The sequence below is a fragment of the Paraburkholderia madseniana genome, assembly GCF_009690905.1.
Taxonomy (GTDB): domain Bacteria; phylum Pseudomonadota; class Gammaproteobacteria; order Burkholderiales; family Burkholderiaceae; genus Paraburkholderia; species Paraburkholderia madseniana.
This window is the reverse complement of the sequence record NZ_VOSW01000149.1, coordinates 1-17,302: the sequence shown is the minus strand read 5'-3', so window position 1 is coordinate 17,302 and position 17,302 is coordinate 1. Positions and strand designations below refer to the sequence as shown.

The window sequence follows — 17,302 nt, the reverse complement described above, 5'->3', positions numbered from 1 at the left end:
GCGGGCGTATCCATCGATCCTGCCGGAGCCGGAGTACGGCCCGGATGACGTGGTACTGCGGGTCAAAGCGAATGGTCAGCTACGCTTTGAAGGACAGCACCTTAGGGTCTCGAAAGCACTTTATGGGATGCCGGTTGCGGCACGCGCAAAGCCGGGCGAAGACGGCGTATTTGAATTCTGGTTTGCCCATCATCGCATCCTCACCCTTGACCTGAGAAGCGAAAATCACTGACCATAAAGTGTCAATGATGTCCCCGCACGTCTGTCAACCATGTCCCCGGTCTATACACAGCCGGCAAAGAGAAGTAGGTGACGCCCCGCACAGGGGCAACGCTTATAGACCACTAACAAAACAAGGAAAGGCCAACGCCCCAAGAACACGGCCAAATGCCGCCGCAAAAGGCAAAAACCCCTAGCCATCCTTATTAATAATCCACTCATGCGCGGGATCATTCCGAAAATGCCAGGTCCGCTGCCCCCCAGCCATAACATTCAAATAATAAGATTCATACCCATAGGGAACAACAACAGGATGATACCCACGCGGCACCATCACGACGTCGTGATTCTCCACCGCCATCGACTCATCGATATCGCGCATATCCGTATACACACGCTGAAAAGCAAACCCTTGCGGCGGATCGAGCCGATGATAATAAGTCTCTTCGAGCGAACTCTCGTGAGGCACATTATCCGTATCGTGCTTATGCGGCGGATAGCTTGAAGCATGCCCTCCAGGCGTACGAACCTCAACCACAAGCAAAGACTCCGCAAGCTCAGTCTGCGGAAGAATATCGCATACGTAACGCGTATTCAGCCCTTTCCCTCGCGTGGAACGCTTCATCGTAGAAGGCTCGATCAACCTCGCCGGATACATACCCTTGCCGGGCGCACTCGCCACACCAACCTCCGCATCGCGACAGGCGCGAACCGTCACCCGCACGCCAGGCGGAAAATACACCGCATACGGCGCGGAATCCTCGAACACGCTATCGCGTGAACCCAGCGAACTCCATTTTGCATCAGCAGTTTCAATATCCACCGCGCCCGTCAACACGACGATACACACCTCGCGAGACGGCTCAAACACATGCACGACTTCATCCGCGCCCAACCGGTAAGCAGCAAATCCCACATACCGCCAGCACGCCGACTCAGGCGTCACCCGCGCGATTGTCTGGCCCTCGCGCTGCGCCTTTACCAATAAACTCATGCTGCCTCCTGCTCAGTCCTGCCACCGGCGTCGAGCGGCGCATCGACCAGCGCTCGCAAGGTCCGGAATCCTTTCTGCGCATACTCGTACGATGGCGCCACCACCGGGTCCTGTTCCGCTTCAACCACCAGCCAGCCACGATAGCCATGCCGCTTCAATCGATCGATGATCGCCGGGAAGTTCACTGCGCCATCGCCCGGCACCGTGAAGGCGCCGCTGATCACCGCGTCGAGGAAACTCCAGTTGCGATTGCGCGCCAGTTTCATTACCGCCGGTCGAACGTCCTTGCAGTGCACGTGGCACACGCGCCCGATGTGTTTGTCGAGCACCGCGAGCGGATCGCCGCCGGCAAACGTGATGTGTCCGGCATCGAACAGCAGGCCGACGGCGTCGCTCGTGCGCGACATCAGTTGATCGACGTCGGCCGGCGTTTCGACATACGCGCCCATGTGATGATGGTACGCCAGCCGCACGCCGCGGCTCAACGTATAGCGTGCGAATTCATCGACGCGCGCCGCGTAGGCGGCCCATTGCGCTTCGCTGAAAAAACGCGGGCGTTGGTACAGCGGTTGCGGTGCGCCCTGGATCGAATCGGCAACTTCGCCGTAGACCATCGCGGTCGCGCCGTTCTGTGCGAGCAGTTCGAGGTGCGGGCCGACCGAGGCGATTTCCTCTTCCACGCTGCGTCGCGCGAGTCGTCCGGAGTACCAGCCGGATACCAAGGCCAGATCGTATTGGGCAAGCAGGGTCTTCAGCGCCTGCGGTTCGCGCGGAAACTTGTTGCCGAGTTCGAAACCCTGGTAGCCGATCTGGCGTCCTTCGGTCAACGCGACTTCGAGTGGCGTTTCGCCGCCGAGCGAAGGCAGGTCATCGTTCATCCACGATAAGGGGTTGATGCCGATACGTACGTCGAAAGCAGTCATGCGGGCGTCCTCATTCGTTGTCGATGTGGCCGGGGCGGTCGCTGGGGTCGGTGGGCGCCGCGCGGGCGGCGAGTTGCGCGTCGTATTGCGAGCGTGCAGCACGCACGCTGTCGCGTGCCGATACTTCGGGCACAGCGACTTCCCACCACCAGCCGCCGTCGTTCGTGGTGCGGGCGGGGTCGGTGTCGATACTGATCACATAGGTGCGATCGGCGGCGCGTGCACGCTGCATCGCGCTTTCAAGTTCGCCGATGTTCGCGACGTGCTCGGCCTGCGCGCCGAGCGCGCGTGCATGCGCGGCGAAGTCGATCTTCGGCGCGCCAAGCGGACCCTGCATGCAGTCGTCGAGCAGGTTGTTGAACGGTGCGCCACCGCAAGCTTGTTGCAAGCGGTTGATGCAGCCATAGCCGCGATTGTCGAGCACCACCACGATCAGCTTCGCGCCGATCATCACCGAAGTCGCGATCTCGCTGTTCATCATCAGATAGCTGCCGTCGCCGACCATCACGATCACTTCGCGCGCGGGCCGGGCGAGCTTGACGCCGAGGCCGCCGGCAATCTCGTAGCCCATACACGAGTAGCCGTATTCGACGTGATACGCGCCCGGTTTGCCGGCGCGCCAGAGCTTATGCAATTCGGCCGGCAAGGTTCCCGCTGCGCACACGACGATATCGTCCGTCGCGGAACGCGCGCTCGAACGCTGCACCGCGCCGATCACGTCGCCCTCATACGGCAGCACGGTGTCGCGTTGCGGCGCATGCGTGAGCGTGCTCACGGTGTCGCGCCAGCTTGCCGCGAGCTTATGTGCGCGTGCGGTCCATGTACGGTCCGCGTGCCAGCCTTGCAGGGATTCGGCGAGCGCATCTAATGCAAGACGTGCGTCGGCCTCGACCACCAGCGCGCGATGCTTGATGGCATCGAACGGATTCGCGTTGATGCCGATCACGTCGGCCTGGGTGAACAACGTGTTCGAGCCGGTGGTGAAGTCCTGCAAGCGTGTGCCGATTGCCAGCACGCAGTCGGCATCGTGAGCGAGTGCATTGGCGGCGGGCGAGCCGGTCACGCCCAACGCGCCGGCGTTCAGCGGATCGTTCCAGGCGAGCGAACCCTTGCCGGCCTGAGTTTCGGCCACCGGAATGCCGTGCGCGGCGGCGAAGCGGTGCAGCGCGTCGGTCGCACGGCCATAGAGCACGCCGCCGCCCGCGACGATCAACGGCCGCTTGGCGCGGCGCAGATGAGCAACCGCCGCGTTGATGTCTTCAGCGCGCGGCGCGGGGGAATGGAACGTGACGACGCGTGGCGTAAAGAAATCGGCCGGGAAATCCCATGCTTGCGCTTGCACGTCCTGAGGCAACGCGAGCGTGACAGGACCGCACAACGCCGCATCGGTGAGCACGCGCAGGGCGCGGGGCAATGCATTGAGCAATTGCGCCGGGTGCACGATGCGGTCGAAGTAGCGCGACACCGGTTTGAACGCATCGTTCGCAGAGACGCCGCCATCATGGAAATCTTCAACCTGCTGCAACACCGGATCGGGTGCGCGCGAGATGAACACGTCGCCGGGTAACAGCAGCACCGGCAGACGGTTCACATGCGCGAGCGCGGCCGCGGTGATCAGATTGGTCGCGCCGGGTCCGATCGACGTTGTGACGGCCATCATGCGGCGACGGAAATGCGCCTTCGCATAGGCAATCGCGCTGTGCGCCATCGCCTGTTCGTTGTGGGCGCGTAGCGTGGGCAACGCTTCGCGGTGCTGATACAAGGCTTCGCCCATTCCGGCCACATTGCCGTGCCCGAAGATCGCGAATACGCCACCAAAGAGCGGCTCGGTGCCGGTGCCGTCTTCGGTCGCGACGCGTTGTGCTGCGAGGTAGCGAACCAGCGCCTGGGCGGTCGTCAGACGGACGGTGCCGCCCGATGGCGCGTGAGCCTGGGTGGCGTCGTTGGCGGACGCCGCATCGTGATGCAATACGCGCTGGTTCATGCCGCCTGCTCCTGATGTGCATGGTCCGCCGTGGTGGGCTGCGTGCTTGTCGTTCCACGCGTTGCACGCCACGACGCAATCAGCGTTTCGAACGTGCGGCGCACGCGCGCGATCAGTTCGTCGTCGCTGATTTCACCGGCGAGCCACGCATGGCTCGGCTCGTGAAAGATCGTGCGGCCGACGGTAAATCCACGGCATGTCGCCGATTGCGCCGCCGCGCGAAAGCCCTCGTTCAATTGCTCGACACCCGCCGACAAACCGAGCAATACCACGCCCCGGCAGTACGGATCGCGCTCGGCGATCAGCGCGTCGACGGCTTGCCATTGGGCGGCGTCCATCGGTTCGAGTTTCCACCATTCCGGATAGATACCGATGTTGTACAGCCGCTTCAACGCGCGATAAACGATGTCCGGTGCTTGCGGCAGATGCGCGTGTTTCGGCGGAATTACTTCAAGCAGCAATTCGTGGCCGCTCGCTTGCGTCGCGTCGTAAAGCGCACGCAGTTGCGCTTCCTGTTCGAGGCGTTGTTCGACCGGTTCGTCCGGATGGAATTGCACGAGGCACTTGGCGATGTGTTCCTGCGGCCACGCGATCAGCGTCGTACCGATCGAGCGGCCGTGGTCGAACACGAGCGGCACGGACCCGGGCAACTCAACCGGCCGGCCGATCCACCAACCGCGGCCGGTGGCGGCGTTCAATGCGTCCTGACCGTAGCGGTCGTCGCTCAAGATGCCGATGCGGCCTTGCAGCCCCAAGGCGGCTTCCGTCTGCGCGACAGCTTCGACGAACAGGCCCTTCAGTTGCACGATACGGGCTTCATCGGCGCCGGTCTGCTGGGCGAGTTCGAAGAACTGGTTGCGGTGGTCGAACGCGAAGCCGAGTACTTCGTCCCATTGTTTGTGGGCAGGGGAGACACGATGCAGGCGTGCGAGCGTCGCGTCGCGGTCGGGGCGGCGCATGCGTTGCGGATCGGCCTTGGCTTCGCGCAGGAAGTATTCGAGTTCGGCGGGCGTCGGCATCGCCGGCGCACAGCCGTGACGCGAGACGACCAGCGCACCGCTCGCATTCGCCGCACGCGCGCAGGCTTCGAGCGGCTGATCGCGTAACCATCCGGAGAGAAAGCCCGAGGCGAATGCATCGCCTGCGCCGAGTACATTCAACACTTCCACCTCGACTCCGCCGTGAATCGGCAAATCGTCGAGCTTTGCAGGTACTTTGCCGTCGATGATCTGGCAGCCCATCGGCCCGCGCTTCAGAACCAGCGTGGCCGGAGTCACGGCGCGTACCATCGCTAATGCATCGACGAGTTCGGTCTTGCCGCCGGCGATGCGAAACTCCTCCTCAGTGCCGATCACCAGATCGAACAACGGCAGGATGCGCTGCAAGTGCGCGGTCACGCCTTCGCTCGCGACGAAGCGGGTTTCGCCATCCGCCTTGCCCGTGAGACCCCACAACACCGGGCGATAGTCGATATCGAGCACGGTGCGCACGTTATTGCGTCGCGCGTAATCCAGCGCGCGGCGGCTCGTGCGATTCACCTGCTCGGTCGAAAAGTGTGTGCCGGTAATCAGCAGCGCTTTCGACGACGCAATGTACGCCTCGTCGAAATCCGCTTCATCCACCGCCATATCCGCGCAGTTCTCGCGATAAAAGATCAGCGGAAAGGTATCGCGATCTTTCAGACCGAGCAGAACGAGGGCGGTCAGGCGTTCCTGATCGACGCGTACATGACTGACGTCGCAGCCTTCCTTCGTCAAGGTCTCGGTGAGAAAACGCCCCATGTGATCGTTGCCGACGCGCGCCAGCATCGCCGATGCAAGCCCGAGCCGCGCGCAACCGAACGCGATATTCGCGGATGAACCGCCAAGATACTTCGCGAAGCTCGACACGTCTTCGAGTCGCGCGCCGACCTGCTGCGCGTACAGATCGACGGCAAGACGGCCAAGACAGACGATGTCGCGACTGCGGCCCGGTGCGAAACGGCTCGCTGTTGCCGTTGACGTTGCCGCCGAAGCGGAAGTGAGCCCGCCACCGTTCTCGATCCCGGTCCCGCTGGATGTGCTGGAATGATTCATGAATATTCCTGAATAGCTGAGCGCGGGCGTGAGGCGCGGCAAGCGCCGGAAGCCCGCGCGAATGAATCAGATCGTCGCGCCGTCGAGTTCGCCGATCATCTTCTGCATTTCGGCGCCGCCGGCCATCATGTCGAGTACTTCGTCCTTGCTGATGGTGTCCTTCGTGAACGTGCCGAGCGATTTGCCGCGATTGAGCAGCGTGAACGAATCGCCGATCGGATACGCGTGGTGCACGTTGTGTGTGATGAAAATCACCGAGATGCCTTTTGCGCGCGCCGTGTGGATCAGTTTGAGCACGTTGAAGCTCTGCTTGACGCCGAGCGCGGCCGTCGGCTCGTCGAGAATCAGCACGCGTGCGCCGAAGTGAATCGCCCGCGCAATCGCGAGGCATTGCTTCTCGCCGCCGGACATCGTTCCAATCGGTTGATGCGGATCGCGCACGTTGATGCCCATTTCGGCGAGCTTGTCGCGTGCGGTGGTGGCGCTGGTTTCGAGGTCCATCACGTTGATGAAACCAAACAGTTTTTTCTGCGGCTCGCGGCCCATGAAAAAGTTGCGCGCCACGGAGAGCAAGGGCACCAGCGCCAGATCCTGATAGACGGTGGCGATGCCGAGATCGAGCGCGTCTTTCGGCGACTCGAACTGCACCGGTTTGCCATCCACCAGATATTGACCGGAAGAGGGGCGGTGCACGCCGGCGAGCGTCTTGATCAGCGTCGACTTACCCGCGCCGTTGTCACCGAGCAGGCAATGCACTTCGCCGCGCTTCAGGCGCAGGGTCACGCCGCTTAGCGCGATGACCTGGCCGAAGTATTTGCTGACGTCTTCGAGTGCGAGGATTATGTCGTCCTGCGGCTTGGCCGCGGTGTTCACGGTATTCGAATCGGACATGGTCGTCTCCTCGTTACGACTGCGCGACGCGGCGGCGCACGTAGTGATTGAACAGCACGGCGATCAGCAGCATCACGCCGAGGAACACGCGGAACCAGTCGGAATCGACATTCGTATAGGTGATGCCGATCTGCACGACGCCGAAGATCAACGCGCCGAAGCAGGCGCCGATCACCGAACCGTAGCCGCCGGTCAGCAGCGTGCCGCCAATCACCGCCGCGATGATGGCCTCGAATTCGGCCTGCAACCCGCGGTCGGCCGCGGCCGAGCCGATGTCGCACACTTGCAGCACGGCGAACAGGCACGCGCAGAACGCGGTCAGCACGAACAGTGAAATCTTCACGCGCCGCACCGGCACGCCGACGTTCTTCGCCGCGTTGGCGTCGCCGCCGACCGCGAAAATCCAGTTGCCGAAGCGGGTCTTGGCGAGGGTGAAGGCACAGACTGCAGCAAGCGCGAACCACCAGAGCAGCACCTTCGGGATGCCCGGCACGAGCGGGTTGCCGTTATCGAGCAGCTTCACAACACCGATATGGCCGAGCCAGGTGAACAGGCCCTTGAACGCGACACCCTGGAACAAGGTATGGGCGAGCCAGTCGTGAGCGGCGACGTCGCCCACGCCGGAGATGATCGTGCGGTCGGCGAACATGACCGACAGGGCCAGCGTGAGGCCGCGCAGGATGAACAGGAACGCCAGCGTCACGATGAATGACGGCAGCCGCGTGCGCATCACCAGATAGCCGTTGAGTGCGCCGAGCAGCATCGATCCGGCGAACGCGAACACGATCGACAAGGCAATCGGCCAGTGGAAGTACATCGTGGGCAGCGCGACCATCATGCCCGAGAAGCCGATCATCGAACCGATCGACAGATCGAATTCGCCGGCGATCATCAACAGGCATGCACCGACTGAGATGAGGCCGAGATACGCGGCCACTTGCGACCAGTTCATCACGCCGTCGAGGTTGAACATGCCGGAGTTGCCGGCCGCAATCCCAAACACGAGGAACACCATCACGGTGCCGGCGAGGGCGGCGAATTCCGGACGGTTCAGCAGATGCCGGAACCACGATTCCTGGCGCACGCGCTCATCGGCCGCCGCGGGCGCACCGCCGGACGTTGACGTCGTCGCGGTGTTCGAAGGGGGCTGCTTGCGGGGATGAGGGTGGAAGGGGTTGGCTACGCCCATTGAAGCTCTCCTTGATGCGCCCGGCTTTTCGCAGTCATCAAAGGACTGCAATCGGACCGCATGGCGCGTAATGCACGTAAAACGTGGTGAATGCAGGCGTGGGGCGGCCTGGCCAGTTGCGGCCGGCCGCGTCCACTTTCTTCATACCTGCCGGAACGGTTCTCCCGTGTCCGTACTTCCAGCGAAATGCGTTAGCGGTACTGCCCTGCGTACTTGACCACCTTGTCGATATTGGCCTTGGTGATGAAACCCGGGCCGGAACCGATATTGCGCGGCCCATAAGCGGGCTGCAGGCCGTACGTGGTGAGACGTTGCTGGAACTTCGGATTGGCCTGCAGGATCTGGCGGATCTTCGCCGGATCTGTGGTGTGTTCCTTCTTCACGATGGCCAGTACGGCAACCGGGATATAGCCCTGCAGGTAGGGTTGCTGGTCGATGGCGAACTGGATCGTGCCGTCCTGGATGCCCTTGGCGATGTCATTGTCGAAGTCGAACGTCGCGAACCAGACCTTGCCGGCGAGGCCCATCTGCTGCAGCGCCTTCATCGTCGGCGCGGCCGACAGCGGACCCAGGGTGAGCACCGCCTGGGTGTTCGGGTGATTGCGCAGATACGCGCTCACTTTCGATTGCACACCGGTCGGGTCCTGGCCCGCGTCGAGCGTGGAGGACTTGAAGTCGACGCCGATCGCCTCGGCAAAGCCGCGGCAGCGTTCGAACGAAGCCGGGTTGGTCGCGTAGTGGTTCACGCACAGGAACGACTTGATGCCCGCTGCCTTCGCTTTCTGGCCCGCCGCTTTGCCCGCGGCGTATTCAGGCTGACCGACGTGCATGATCGCGCCAAGCTGCGCGCTTTGCTCCTCAGTGCCGGAATTGATCGTGACGAGCGGAATGTGTTTCTCGGTGACCTTGGCGAGCGAACTCTTGAGCACGTCGAAGTCTGCGATCGAAACGATCACGCCGTCGTAGTTGCGCGCGGCGGCCTGTTCGACCAGACGCGCCATATCGGCGATGTCGCCGTTCGGCGGATTGCGGTAGTCGGTCTCGACGTTGAAATCTTCGTCGGCCTGTTTGATGGCGTTCTTGATGGTGTTCCACCACGAATCCGAATCCGGCGCGTGGCTGATCAGCACGAAGTGAGCGTCAGCCGCGCGGGCGGACGACGCCGCACCGAATCCCGTCGCCAACGTCAATGCCGCCACCAGAATCCTGAGCGTAGCCTTGCCCTTGCAAAGTCTCATTGTCTCCACCTTTCTCGGTCTGTCGTTATTGAAGGGAGCGTCTGGCGGGCGGCTTTCCGATTGCGTGCGTTGCGGCAGACGTCAGCCGATGCACCATCGCTCACGACCAAGATTAGGTCATCTTCCGAAGCCTTGCAATGAAAATTTCATGACAAATAAAAATAGAAAATACGTTCCATTTGGTGGGGCGCCTGCCTATAATCGGCAGCGTCAGGACACTGTGCGGCGCGCGCTGGAAGCGCCTTCCGCACTGCAATAAAGCAACGAAGAGAGAGCCATGGCGGAAGAGAGCACCGAAGACTTGCCGAGCGTCGAAGAATTGATGCAGCGCATCGCGGAAAACTACGAGGCGCTGCCGCGGCAATTGAAGAATGTCGCGACGTATATCGAGCAGCATCGCTCGAGCGTGATGGTGGATCGCACCAGCGATATCGCCGCGAGCTGCGGCGTGCATCCGTCGGCGGTGGTGCGCTTTGCGCAGCGCTTCGGCTTTTCCGGCTTCTCCGATCTGCAGGCGGTGTTTCGTCAGGCGTACACGGGGCAGGGCACGTCCTCGCCGAGTTATCAGCAGCGGATTCGCAAGCTGATCGACGAGAAGCCCGGCGCGTTGTCCGGCGGCTCCGTGGCGCGCGAATTCATCGCGGCCTCGCGCGGCGGTCTTGAAGAACTTGAAGCCGGCCTCGACGACCAGCAGTTCGATGCCGCCGTGAAGATGCTGCAGCAGGCCGACAACATCTACGTGATCGGCGTGCGGCGCTCGTTTCCGGTGGCGAGCTACATCGTCTACGCGTTGCAGCACACCCCCAAGCGCGTGCATCTGGTGTCCGGCTTCGGCGGCATGTACCGCGAACAGATTCGCAGCGTGAAGAAGGGCGACGTGGTGATCGCGATCAGCTTCGCCCCGTATGGCAAGGAAACACAGTACTGCCTGCGTGTTGCGCACCATCATCAAGCGAAGACGCTGGTTATTACGGATAGCCAACTTTCTCCGCTGGCGCGTTACGCTACCACCCAACTGTATGTGAAAGAGGGCAGCGCGTTTGCGTTCCGCTCGCTGACCAGCACGATCTGTTTGTGCCAGGCGTTGTTCATCGCGCTCGCGTACAAGCTCGAACTGAACGTAGAAGAATCCAAAGACACTGGAGGATACGATGACTGAGGCGGTAAAGACGATCGACGTAGCGGTATTCGGTGCGGGACGTATCGGCAAGATTCATGCGGCGAATCTGGCGCGGCAACCGGGCGTGCGGCTCAAGTATGTGGTCGATGTGAATCGCGAGGCGGCCGCGGCGCTCGCCGCCGAGCACGGCGCGCAGGTTGCGGATATCGACGGCGCGATGGGCGACGCGTCGATCGGCGCGACGGTGATCTGTTCGAGCACGGACACGCACGCGGATCTGATCATGAAATCGGCCGCGCAGAAGAAACATGTGTTCTGCGAGAAGCCCGTCGATCTGACTTTGGAACGCGCGCGGGCCTGCGCCGAAGCGGTAGAGCGCGCGGGCGTGGTTTGCATGATCGGTTTTCAGCGCCGCTTCGACCCGACCTTTTCCGCGTTGAAAGCGCGCATCGATGCGGGTGTAATCGGCACGCCGGAAATGCTGGTGGTGACGAGCCGCGATCCGGGCGCACCGCCGGTTGAGTACATCAAGCACTCGGGCGGCATTTTCAAGGACATGTTGATTCACGACTTCGACATCTTTCGCTGGATTCTCGATGACGAAGCCGACACGCTGCATGCCACGGGTAGTTGTCTTTCGGATCCGGCAATTGCCGAAGCGGGCGATATCGATTCGACCGCGGTGACGATCCGCACGAAGCACGGCCGCCTGTGCCAGATCAACACCGCGCGGCGCGCGGCTTATGGGTATGACCAGCGTTTCGAGGTGCTCGGCAGCACCGGCATGCTGCAGGCGGGCAATGTACGGCCCACCGAGGTCACCGCGTATTCGAAAACCGAAGTGTCGAGCGACGTGCCCGAGGCGTTTTTCCTCGAACGTTATCGCGCGGCGTACGCACTGGAAATCGCGCATTTCTTCGATGCGGTCACGCACGGCAAGCCGGTGCGAACCACCGTCGCCGACGGCCTGAAAGCGCTCGAACTGGCAGACGCTGCGACGCGCTCGTGGCGTGAGGGTCGCGCCGTGAAGCTCGGGGAGGCATCGTGACGAACGCGACGACTGGGCGGCTTCGTTTGGGTGTGGTCGGCTTGGGGCGGTTGGGCAAGCGCCACGCGGAGAATCTGGCGTATCGCGTGCCGGGTGCGGCGCTTGTGGCCGCTTGCAGTCCGGTGGAGGAGGAGCGGGCGTGGGCGCGCGAGGCGTTGCCCGAACCGCGTCTCTACGACGACTATGCGGCCCTGCTCGCCGATCGCGACGTGGACGCGGTGTGGCTCGTCACGCCGTCGTCCTTGCACGCGCAGCAGATTATCGATGCATTGCGGGCCGGCAAACATGTGTTCTGCGAGAAGCCGCTGTCGCTGGATCTCGCCGAGTGCGAGCGCGTATTGGCCGAGGCCGCGCGCTATCCGCATTTGCAGGCGACCATCGGCTTCATGCGGCGTTTCGATCCGAGCTACAAGGATGCGTTCGACAAGATCGAAGCCGGCAAGATCGGCCGACCGTTTCTGGTGCGCTCGCAAACCACCGATCAGAACGACAACGACGGCTTCTTCGTGCGTTTCGCGGCGACCTCCGGTGGGATCTTTCTGGACTGCACGGTGCACGACATCGACGTCGCGCGCTGGCTGCTCGGCAAACCGCGCGCCAAACGCGTGTTTGCGGCGGGCGCGGTCGCATTGCACGAGGGGCTGCGGGAATTCGGCGACGTCGATAACGGCGTGGCGATCTGCGAATTCGAGGACGGCAAGCTCGCGATGTTCTATGCGTCTCGCACGCAAGCTCACGGTAACGACACGCATAGCGAGGTGATAGGCACTGCCGGCGCGCTGGCGATTGGCCACAATCCGCGTGCAAATCGCGTCGAGATCTACGACGCGACGGGCATTCGCAACGAATGCACCCCGAACTTTTTCGATCGCTTCGAGGATGCGTTTTTGCATGAGGCGCGCGCCTTCGTGGCGGCGGTGCAGGGTGGCGCGGCATCGAATGCACAAGCAGGCGCCACGCTGGCCGACGCGCTCGAAGCGACGCGGATCGGCATGGCGTTGCGCCAGTCTTTGCAGAGCGGAGAGGCGGTCACGTTGTAGCGCCCAAGGCACCAAAGCGCCGCCGGATTGCGACAATCGACATGACTGCGTCACTTCCGGCGGCTAAACGACACCTGCTGTAGAATTTGACCCTCTGTCCGGCGTCGCTTACGACGCCTCATCCCGAAGGTCATCGTCGATGCAAATTCAGGTTCACAAGGAAGTCGATGCGCGCGGGCTGATGTGCCCGCTGCCCATTTTGCGCGCCAAGAAGGCGCTCGCCGACATGGAAAGCGGCCAGATTCTCAAGGTACTGGCCACCGATCCGGGCTCGCAGCGCGATTTCGCCGCATTCGCGAAGCAAACCGGCAACGAAATCGTCGAAAGCTCGGCGCACGACAAGGTTTTCACGTTTCTGATGAAGCGCCGCTGAAATACAAAACAAAAATACCAAACAAAAGGCGCTGTGCCCGCAATTGCGGGGCACAGCGCCTTTTTTACGTCTGACTACTGCTTATCGCGAGAGGCTAACAGCGCAAGGGTTCTGCGCGGCTGTCCCCGTTGCTCAGCCTTCCAGCACCGGCGAACGGGTACGCAGATATTCTTCGAAATCCGCAGCCACTTCCGGGTGACGCAGCGCGAACTCGACCGTCGCCTTCAGATAACCCAGCTTGCTGCCGCAGTCGAAACGCGTGCCGTGGTACTTGTAAGCCAGCACTTGCTCATCGGCGAGCAGCGACTGAATCGCGTCCGTCAACTGCAATTCGCCGCCCGCGCCCGGCTTCAGCGCGCGCAGATGTTCGAAAATACGCGGCTTTAGCACATAGCGGCCTACCACGCCGAGATTCGACGGTGCGACGTCCGGTTCCGGCTTTTCGACGATGCCCGACATCTTGATGATCGAGTCTTCCCACTCCTTGCCGTCGACGATACCGTACGACTTCGTCTCCGAGTGCGGGATCTCTTCGACACCGATCACCGAGCTGTGATAGTGGTCGAACACCTCGATCATCTGCGTCATGACAGGCGGCTTGCCGTAGAGCAAGTCGTCCGCGAGGATGACGGCGAACGGGTTGTCGCCCACCAGCTTTTCAGCGCACATCACCGCGTGGCCGAGACCAAGCGCTTCCGGCTGACGCACGTAGAAGCAGTCCACATGGCTCGGCTTGATGCTGCGCACGAGTTCCAGCAGCTTGTCCTTGCCACGCGCCTGGAGTTCGGCCTCGATTTCGTATGACTTATCGAAATGGTCCTCGATCGCGCGCTTGCTGCGCCCCGTGACAAAGATCATTTCGGTGATGCCGGCCGCCATTGCCTCTTCCACCGCGTATTGAATCAGCGGCTTGTCGACGATCGGCAGCATCTCCTTCGGGCTTGCCTTCGTGGCAGGGAGGAACCGGGTGCCAAGACCTGCTACCGGAAAAACCGCTTTTGTAACTTTTAGCATGTGATTACCCTGAATCCTCTGGTTTAGCTTTGTGCCCTGTCAGCCCGCAACGGGGCGGACAGGGCGCGTCGATCAGGCCGGCAAACGCGCCAATTGGGCTTTCAGCTTGCCGATAGTGGTTTCGAATTCTGCCAGCCTTTTCTGCTCCTGCTCAACGACTGCCGGTGGCGCCTTTGCCACAAAGCTTTCATTCTGCAATTTGGCATTGCACTTGATGACTTCCGTGCCAAGCCGCGCAATTTCCTTCGACAGACGCTCGCGCTCGACGGCAACGTCGATTTCCACCTTCAGCACGAGCTTGTCATTCCCTACGATAGCAATTGGCGCGCCATCTGCCTGCGCGTCCAGCGTTGCCTCGTCGGCAATGATCTGCACCTCCGACAAACGAGCCAATGCCTGAGCGTACGGAGCGAAGGTTGCGAGGCGCTCCGCGTTGCCGGTAGCGAGCAACGGCACCTTGACCGCCGGCGACAGATTCATCTCGCCACGCAGATTCCGGCACGCATCGATCACTGCTTTCAGGTCGGCCGCCCATTGCTCCGCGTCTTCGTCGATCTTCGACGGCTCCGCAACGGGGTAGGGCTGCACCATGATGGACGCTTCGCCCTCGGCTTTGCCTTCGGGATAACGTCCGGCCAACGGTGCAACTTTTTGCCACAGCGCTTCAGTGATGAACGGAATCACCGGATGCGCGAGGCGCAACACCGTCTCGAGTACGCGCAGCAGCGTGCGGCGCGTTGCGCGCTGCTGGTTCGGCTGACCCGTCTGGATCTGAACCTTGGCGAGTTCGAGATACCAGTCACAGTATTCGTCCCATACGAACTTGTATAGGGCGTTGGCCACATTGTCAAAACGATAGTCGGCGAAACCCTTGGCGATTTCCGCTTCCACACGTTGTAGACGCGAAACGATCCAGCGGTCGGCCGCCGAAAAATTCAGGTGGCCGTCCGGACCGCATTCGCCGCATTGCTCCGGCTTGCCGAAACCGCAATCGTGGCCTTCGCAATTCATCAGCACAAAGCGGGTGGCATTCCACAGCTTGTTGCAGAAGTTGCGATAGCCTTCGCAGCGCGCGAGATCGAAGTTGACGTTGCGGCCGAGCGTGGCCATCGACGCCATCGTGAAGCGCAGCGCGTCGGTGCCGAACGCCGGAATGCCGTCCGGGAATTCCTTGCGGGTTTTCTTTTCGATCGACGCAGCCTGCTTCGGATTCATCAGGCCGGTGGTGCGCTTGGCGACCAGCGCGTCCAGGTCGATGCCGTCGACGATATCGATCGGGTCGAGCGTATTGCCCTTGCTCTTCGACATCTTCTGGCCTTCGGCGTCGCGCACGAGACCGTGCACGTAGACCGTGTCGAACGGCACCTTACCGGTGAAGTGCGTGGTCATCATGACCATGCGCGCGACCCAGAAGAAGATGATGTCGAAACCGGTGACCAGCACCGACGAAGGCATGAAGTGCTTCAACTCCGGCGTCTCGGCGGGCCAGCCGAGCGACGAGAACGGCACCAGCGCCGACGAGAACCACGTGTCGAGCACATCATCGTCGCGCTTGAGCGGGCCCGTGTAACCGGCTTCTGCGGCCTTCTCGCGCGCGCCTTCTTCGGTGTTGGCGACGAAGATTTCACCGTTTTCGCCGTACCACGCCGGGATCTGATGGCCCCACCAGAGTTGGCGCGAGATACACCAGTCCTGGATGTTTTCGAGCCACTGGTAATACGTGGTGGACCAGTTTTCCGGCACGAACTTGATTTCGCCGCTGCGAACCACGTCGAGCGCCGTTTCCGCGATCGACTTGCCCGGATTGAAGGTGCCTTCCGGCGCCGGCTTGCTCATGGCGACGAACCATTGGTCCGTCAGCATCGGCTCGATCACGACGCCCGTGCGGTCGCCGCGCGGCACCATCAGCTTGTGCGGCTTGACCGATTCGAGTGCGCTGAGCGCTTCGAGATCCATCACCACCTGCTTGCGGGCTTCGAAACGGTCCAGACCGCGGTAGGTTTCCGGCGCGTTGTCGTTGATTTTCGCGTCGAGCGTGAGGATCTCGATCATCGGCAGCTTGTGGCGCAGGCCGACCTGATAGTCGTTGAAATCGTGCGCGGGCGTGACCTTGACCACGCCGGTGCCGAATTCGCGGTCGACGTAGTCGTCGGCGATGATCGGGACTTCGCGGCCGGAGAGCGGCAGCGTGACCGTTTTGCCGATCAGATGCGCATAGCGTTCGTCTTCCGGATGGACCATCACGGCGGTATCGCCGAGCATGGTTTCCGGGCGCGTGGTGGCGACCGTCAGATGGCCCGAGCCGTCCGTGAGCGGATACTGGATGTGCCAGAGGTGGCCGTTTTCTTCTTCGCTGACCACTTCGAGGTCGGAGACCGCGGTGAGCAGCACCGGATCCCAGTTCACGAGGCGCTTGCCGCGGTAGATCAGGCCTTGTTCATACAGGCGTACGAACACGTCGCGCACGGCGGCCGACATTTTGTCGTCCATCGTGAAGTATTCGCGCGACCAGTCGATCGACGCGCCTAGGCGGCGCACCTGATTCGTGATGGTCGAGCCGGATTCCTGCTTCCATTCCCAGACGCGTTCGGTGAATTTTTCGCGGCCGAGGTCATGACGGGAGACGCCTTTCGCATCCAGTTGCCGTTCGACGACGATTTGCGTGGCGATGCCTGCGTGGTCCGTGCCCGGCACCCAGAGGGTGTTTTCACCGAGCATGCGGTGATAGCGGGTGAGGCCGTCCATGATCGTCTGGTTGAACGCATGGCCCATATGCAGGGTGCCGGTGACGTTCGGCGGCGGCAACTGGATCGAGAAGTCTTTCTTGTTTTCGTCGAAGGTGGGCGCCGCGTAGGCGCGCTTTTCCCATTCGGGGCCCCAGTGGGCCTCGATGGTGTGGGGCTCGAAGCTTTTGGCAAGTGTGGAGGTGGGGTCGCTCGGGGTCTCGCTCATTTCTGTCCGTCTGCTGGTGGATGCAAAGAATGCTCGATTATAAGCGGCGCTGCCGGTGAGAGGATTTAGGGGTGGTTTTTGCCTGCGCGGCGCTTTTGTCAGTTTTCTTAGGGCTTTGGCCTTTCCTTGATCTGGCTTTGGTGCCTTTCCTTGAATTGTTAGTGGTCTATTAGCGTTGCCCCTGTGCGGGGCGGCACCTACTTCTCTTTGCCGGCTGCAAAGAGAAGTAGGCAAGAGAAAGC

General features: G+C 61.9%; 13 protein-coding genes and 1 pseudogene. 5 read left to right on the top strand and 9 right to left on the bottom strand.

All coding sequences use genetic code 11. From position 1 onward, the window contains the following. Window positions 1-232: pseudogene (locus FSO04_RS46690) on the top strand (IS481 family transposase); the annotation flags it as partial. Window positions 233-412: 180 nt separating this feature from the next. Here FSO04_RS46690 and iolB read toward each other — a convergent pair. The 7 genes from iolB to FSO04_RS41730 all read right to left on the bottom strand — a co-directional run bounded on the left by iolB (window position 413) and on the right by FSO04_RS41730 (window position 9,513). Continuing rightward, window positions 413-1,213, bottom strand: coding sequence for a 5-deoxy-glucuronate isomerase (iolB, locus tag FSO04_RS41760; protein ID WP_154567221.1), 801 nt, complete (start codon window positions 1,211-1,213; stop codon window positions 413-415). Next, complete coding sequence (iolE, locus tag FSO04_RS41755) at window positions 1,210-2,136, bottom strand: myo-inosose-2 dehydratase (RefSeq protein WP_154567220.1); 927 nt, start codon at window positions 2,134-2,136, stop codon at window positions 1,210-1,212. Before iolE ends, iolB begins: the two co-directional genes overlap by 4 nt. A gap of 10 nt (window positions 2,137-2,146) precedes the next feature. Beyond that, entirely contained in the window at window positions 2,147-4,120 is a 1,974-nt protein-coding gene (gene iolD / locus FSO04_RS41750) for a 3D-(3,5/4)-trihydroxycyclohexane-1,2-dione acylhydrolase (decyclizing) (RefSeq protein WP_154567219.1), read from the bottom strand. Then, complete coding sequence (locus FSO04_RS41745; protein ID WP_154567218.1) at window positions 4,117-6,195, bottom strand: bifunctional 5-dehydro-2-deoxygluconokinase/5-dehydro-2-deoxyphosphogluconate aldolase; 2,079 nt, start codon at window positions 6,193-6,195, stop codon at window positions 4,117-4,119. The genes iolD and FSO04_RS41745 overlap by 4 nt, the downstream gene beginning before the upstream one ends. A gap of 66 nt (window positions 6,196-6,261) precedes the next feature. Continuing rightward, window positions 6,262-7,086, bottom strand: a complete 825-nt coding sequence (locus FSO04_RS41740) for an ATP-binding cassette domain-containing protein (RefSeq protein WP_154567217.1) — start codon at window positions 7,084-7,086, stop codon at window positions 6,262-6,264. Window positions 7,087-7,099: 13 nt separating this feature from the next. After that, on the bottom strand, window positions 7,100-8,275 hold the full coding sequence (locus FSO04_RS41735; RefSeq protein WP_154567216.1) for an ABC transporter permease: 1,176 nt from the start codon (window positions 8,273-8,275) through the stop codon (window positions 7,100-7,102). A 191-nt stretch (window positions 8,276-8,466) separates the two neighbouring features. Then, a complete protein-coding gene (locus tag FSO04_RS41730) occupies window positions 8,467-9,513 on the bottom strand; it encodes a sugar ABC transporter substrate-binding protein (RefSeq protein ID WP_154567215.1) in 1,047 nt (348 codons plus the stop codon). Between the two features lie 277 nt (window positions 9,514-9,790). Between FSO04_RS41730 and FSO04_RS41725 the strand changes: the two genes are divergently transcribed. The 4 genes from FSO04_RS41725 to FSO04_RS41710 all read left to right on the top strand — a co-directional run bounded on the left by FSO04_RS41725 (window position 9,791) and on the right by FSO04_RS41710 (window position 13,094). Then, on the top strand, window positions 9,791-10,672 hold the full coding sequence (locus FSO04_RS41725; RefSeq protein WP_154567214.1) for a MurR/RpiR family transcriptional regulator: 882 nt from the start codon (window positions 9,791-9,793) through the stop codon (window positions 10,670-10,672). Beyond that, on the top strand, window positions 10,665-11,681 hold the full coding sequence (gene iolG, locus FSO04_RS41720) for an inositol 2-dehydrogenase (protein ID WP_154567213.1): 1,017 nt from the start codon (window positions 10,665-10,667) through the stop codon (window positions 11,679-11,681). The genes FSO04_RS41725 and iolG overlap by 8 nt, the downstream gene beginning before the upstream one ends. Beyond that, window positions 11,678-12,721: a Gfo/Idh/MocA family oxidoreductase gene (locus FSO04_RS41715; RefSeq protein ID WP_408383142.1), complete on the top strand. Its 1,044-nt coding sequence runs from the start codon at window positions 11,678-11,680 to the stop codon at window positions 12,719-12,721. Before iolG ends, FSO04_RS41715 begins: the two co-directional genes overlap by 4 nt. Before the next feature lie 145 nt (window positions 12,722-12,866). Continuing rightward, complete coding sequence (locus tag FSO04_RS41710) at window positions 12,867-13,094, top strand: sulfurtransferase TusA family protein (protein ID WP_025600552.1); 228 nt, start codon at window positions 12,867-12,869, stop codon at window positions 13,092-13,094. Window positions 13,095-13,226: 132 nt separating this feature from the next. Here the strand turns inward: FSO04_RS41710 and galU are convergent, their stop codons facing one another. Both galU and FSO04_RS41700 read right to left on the bottom strand, forming a co-directional pair. Next, a complete protein-coding gene (galU, locus tag FSO04_RS41705; protein WP_054042256.1) occupies window positions 13,227-14,108 on the bottom strand; it encodes a UTP--glucose-1-phosphate uridylyltransferase GalU in 882 nt (293 codons plus the stop codon). Window positions 14,109-14,180: 72 nt separating this feature from the next. After that, complete coding sequence (locus FSO04_RS41700) at window positions 14,181-17,060, bottom strand: valine--tRNA ligase (RefSeq protein ID WP_154567212.1); 2,880 nt, start codon at window positions 17,058-17,060, stop codon at window positions 14,181-14,183. Window positions 17,061-17,302: the final 242 nt, after the last annotated feature.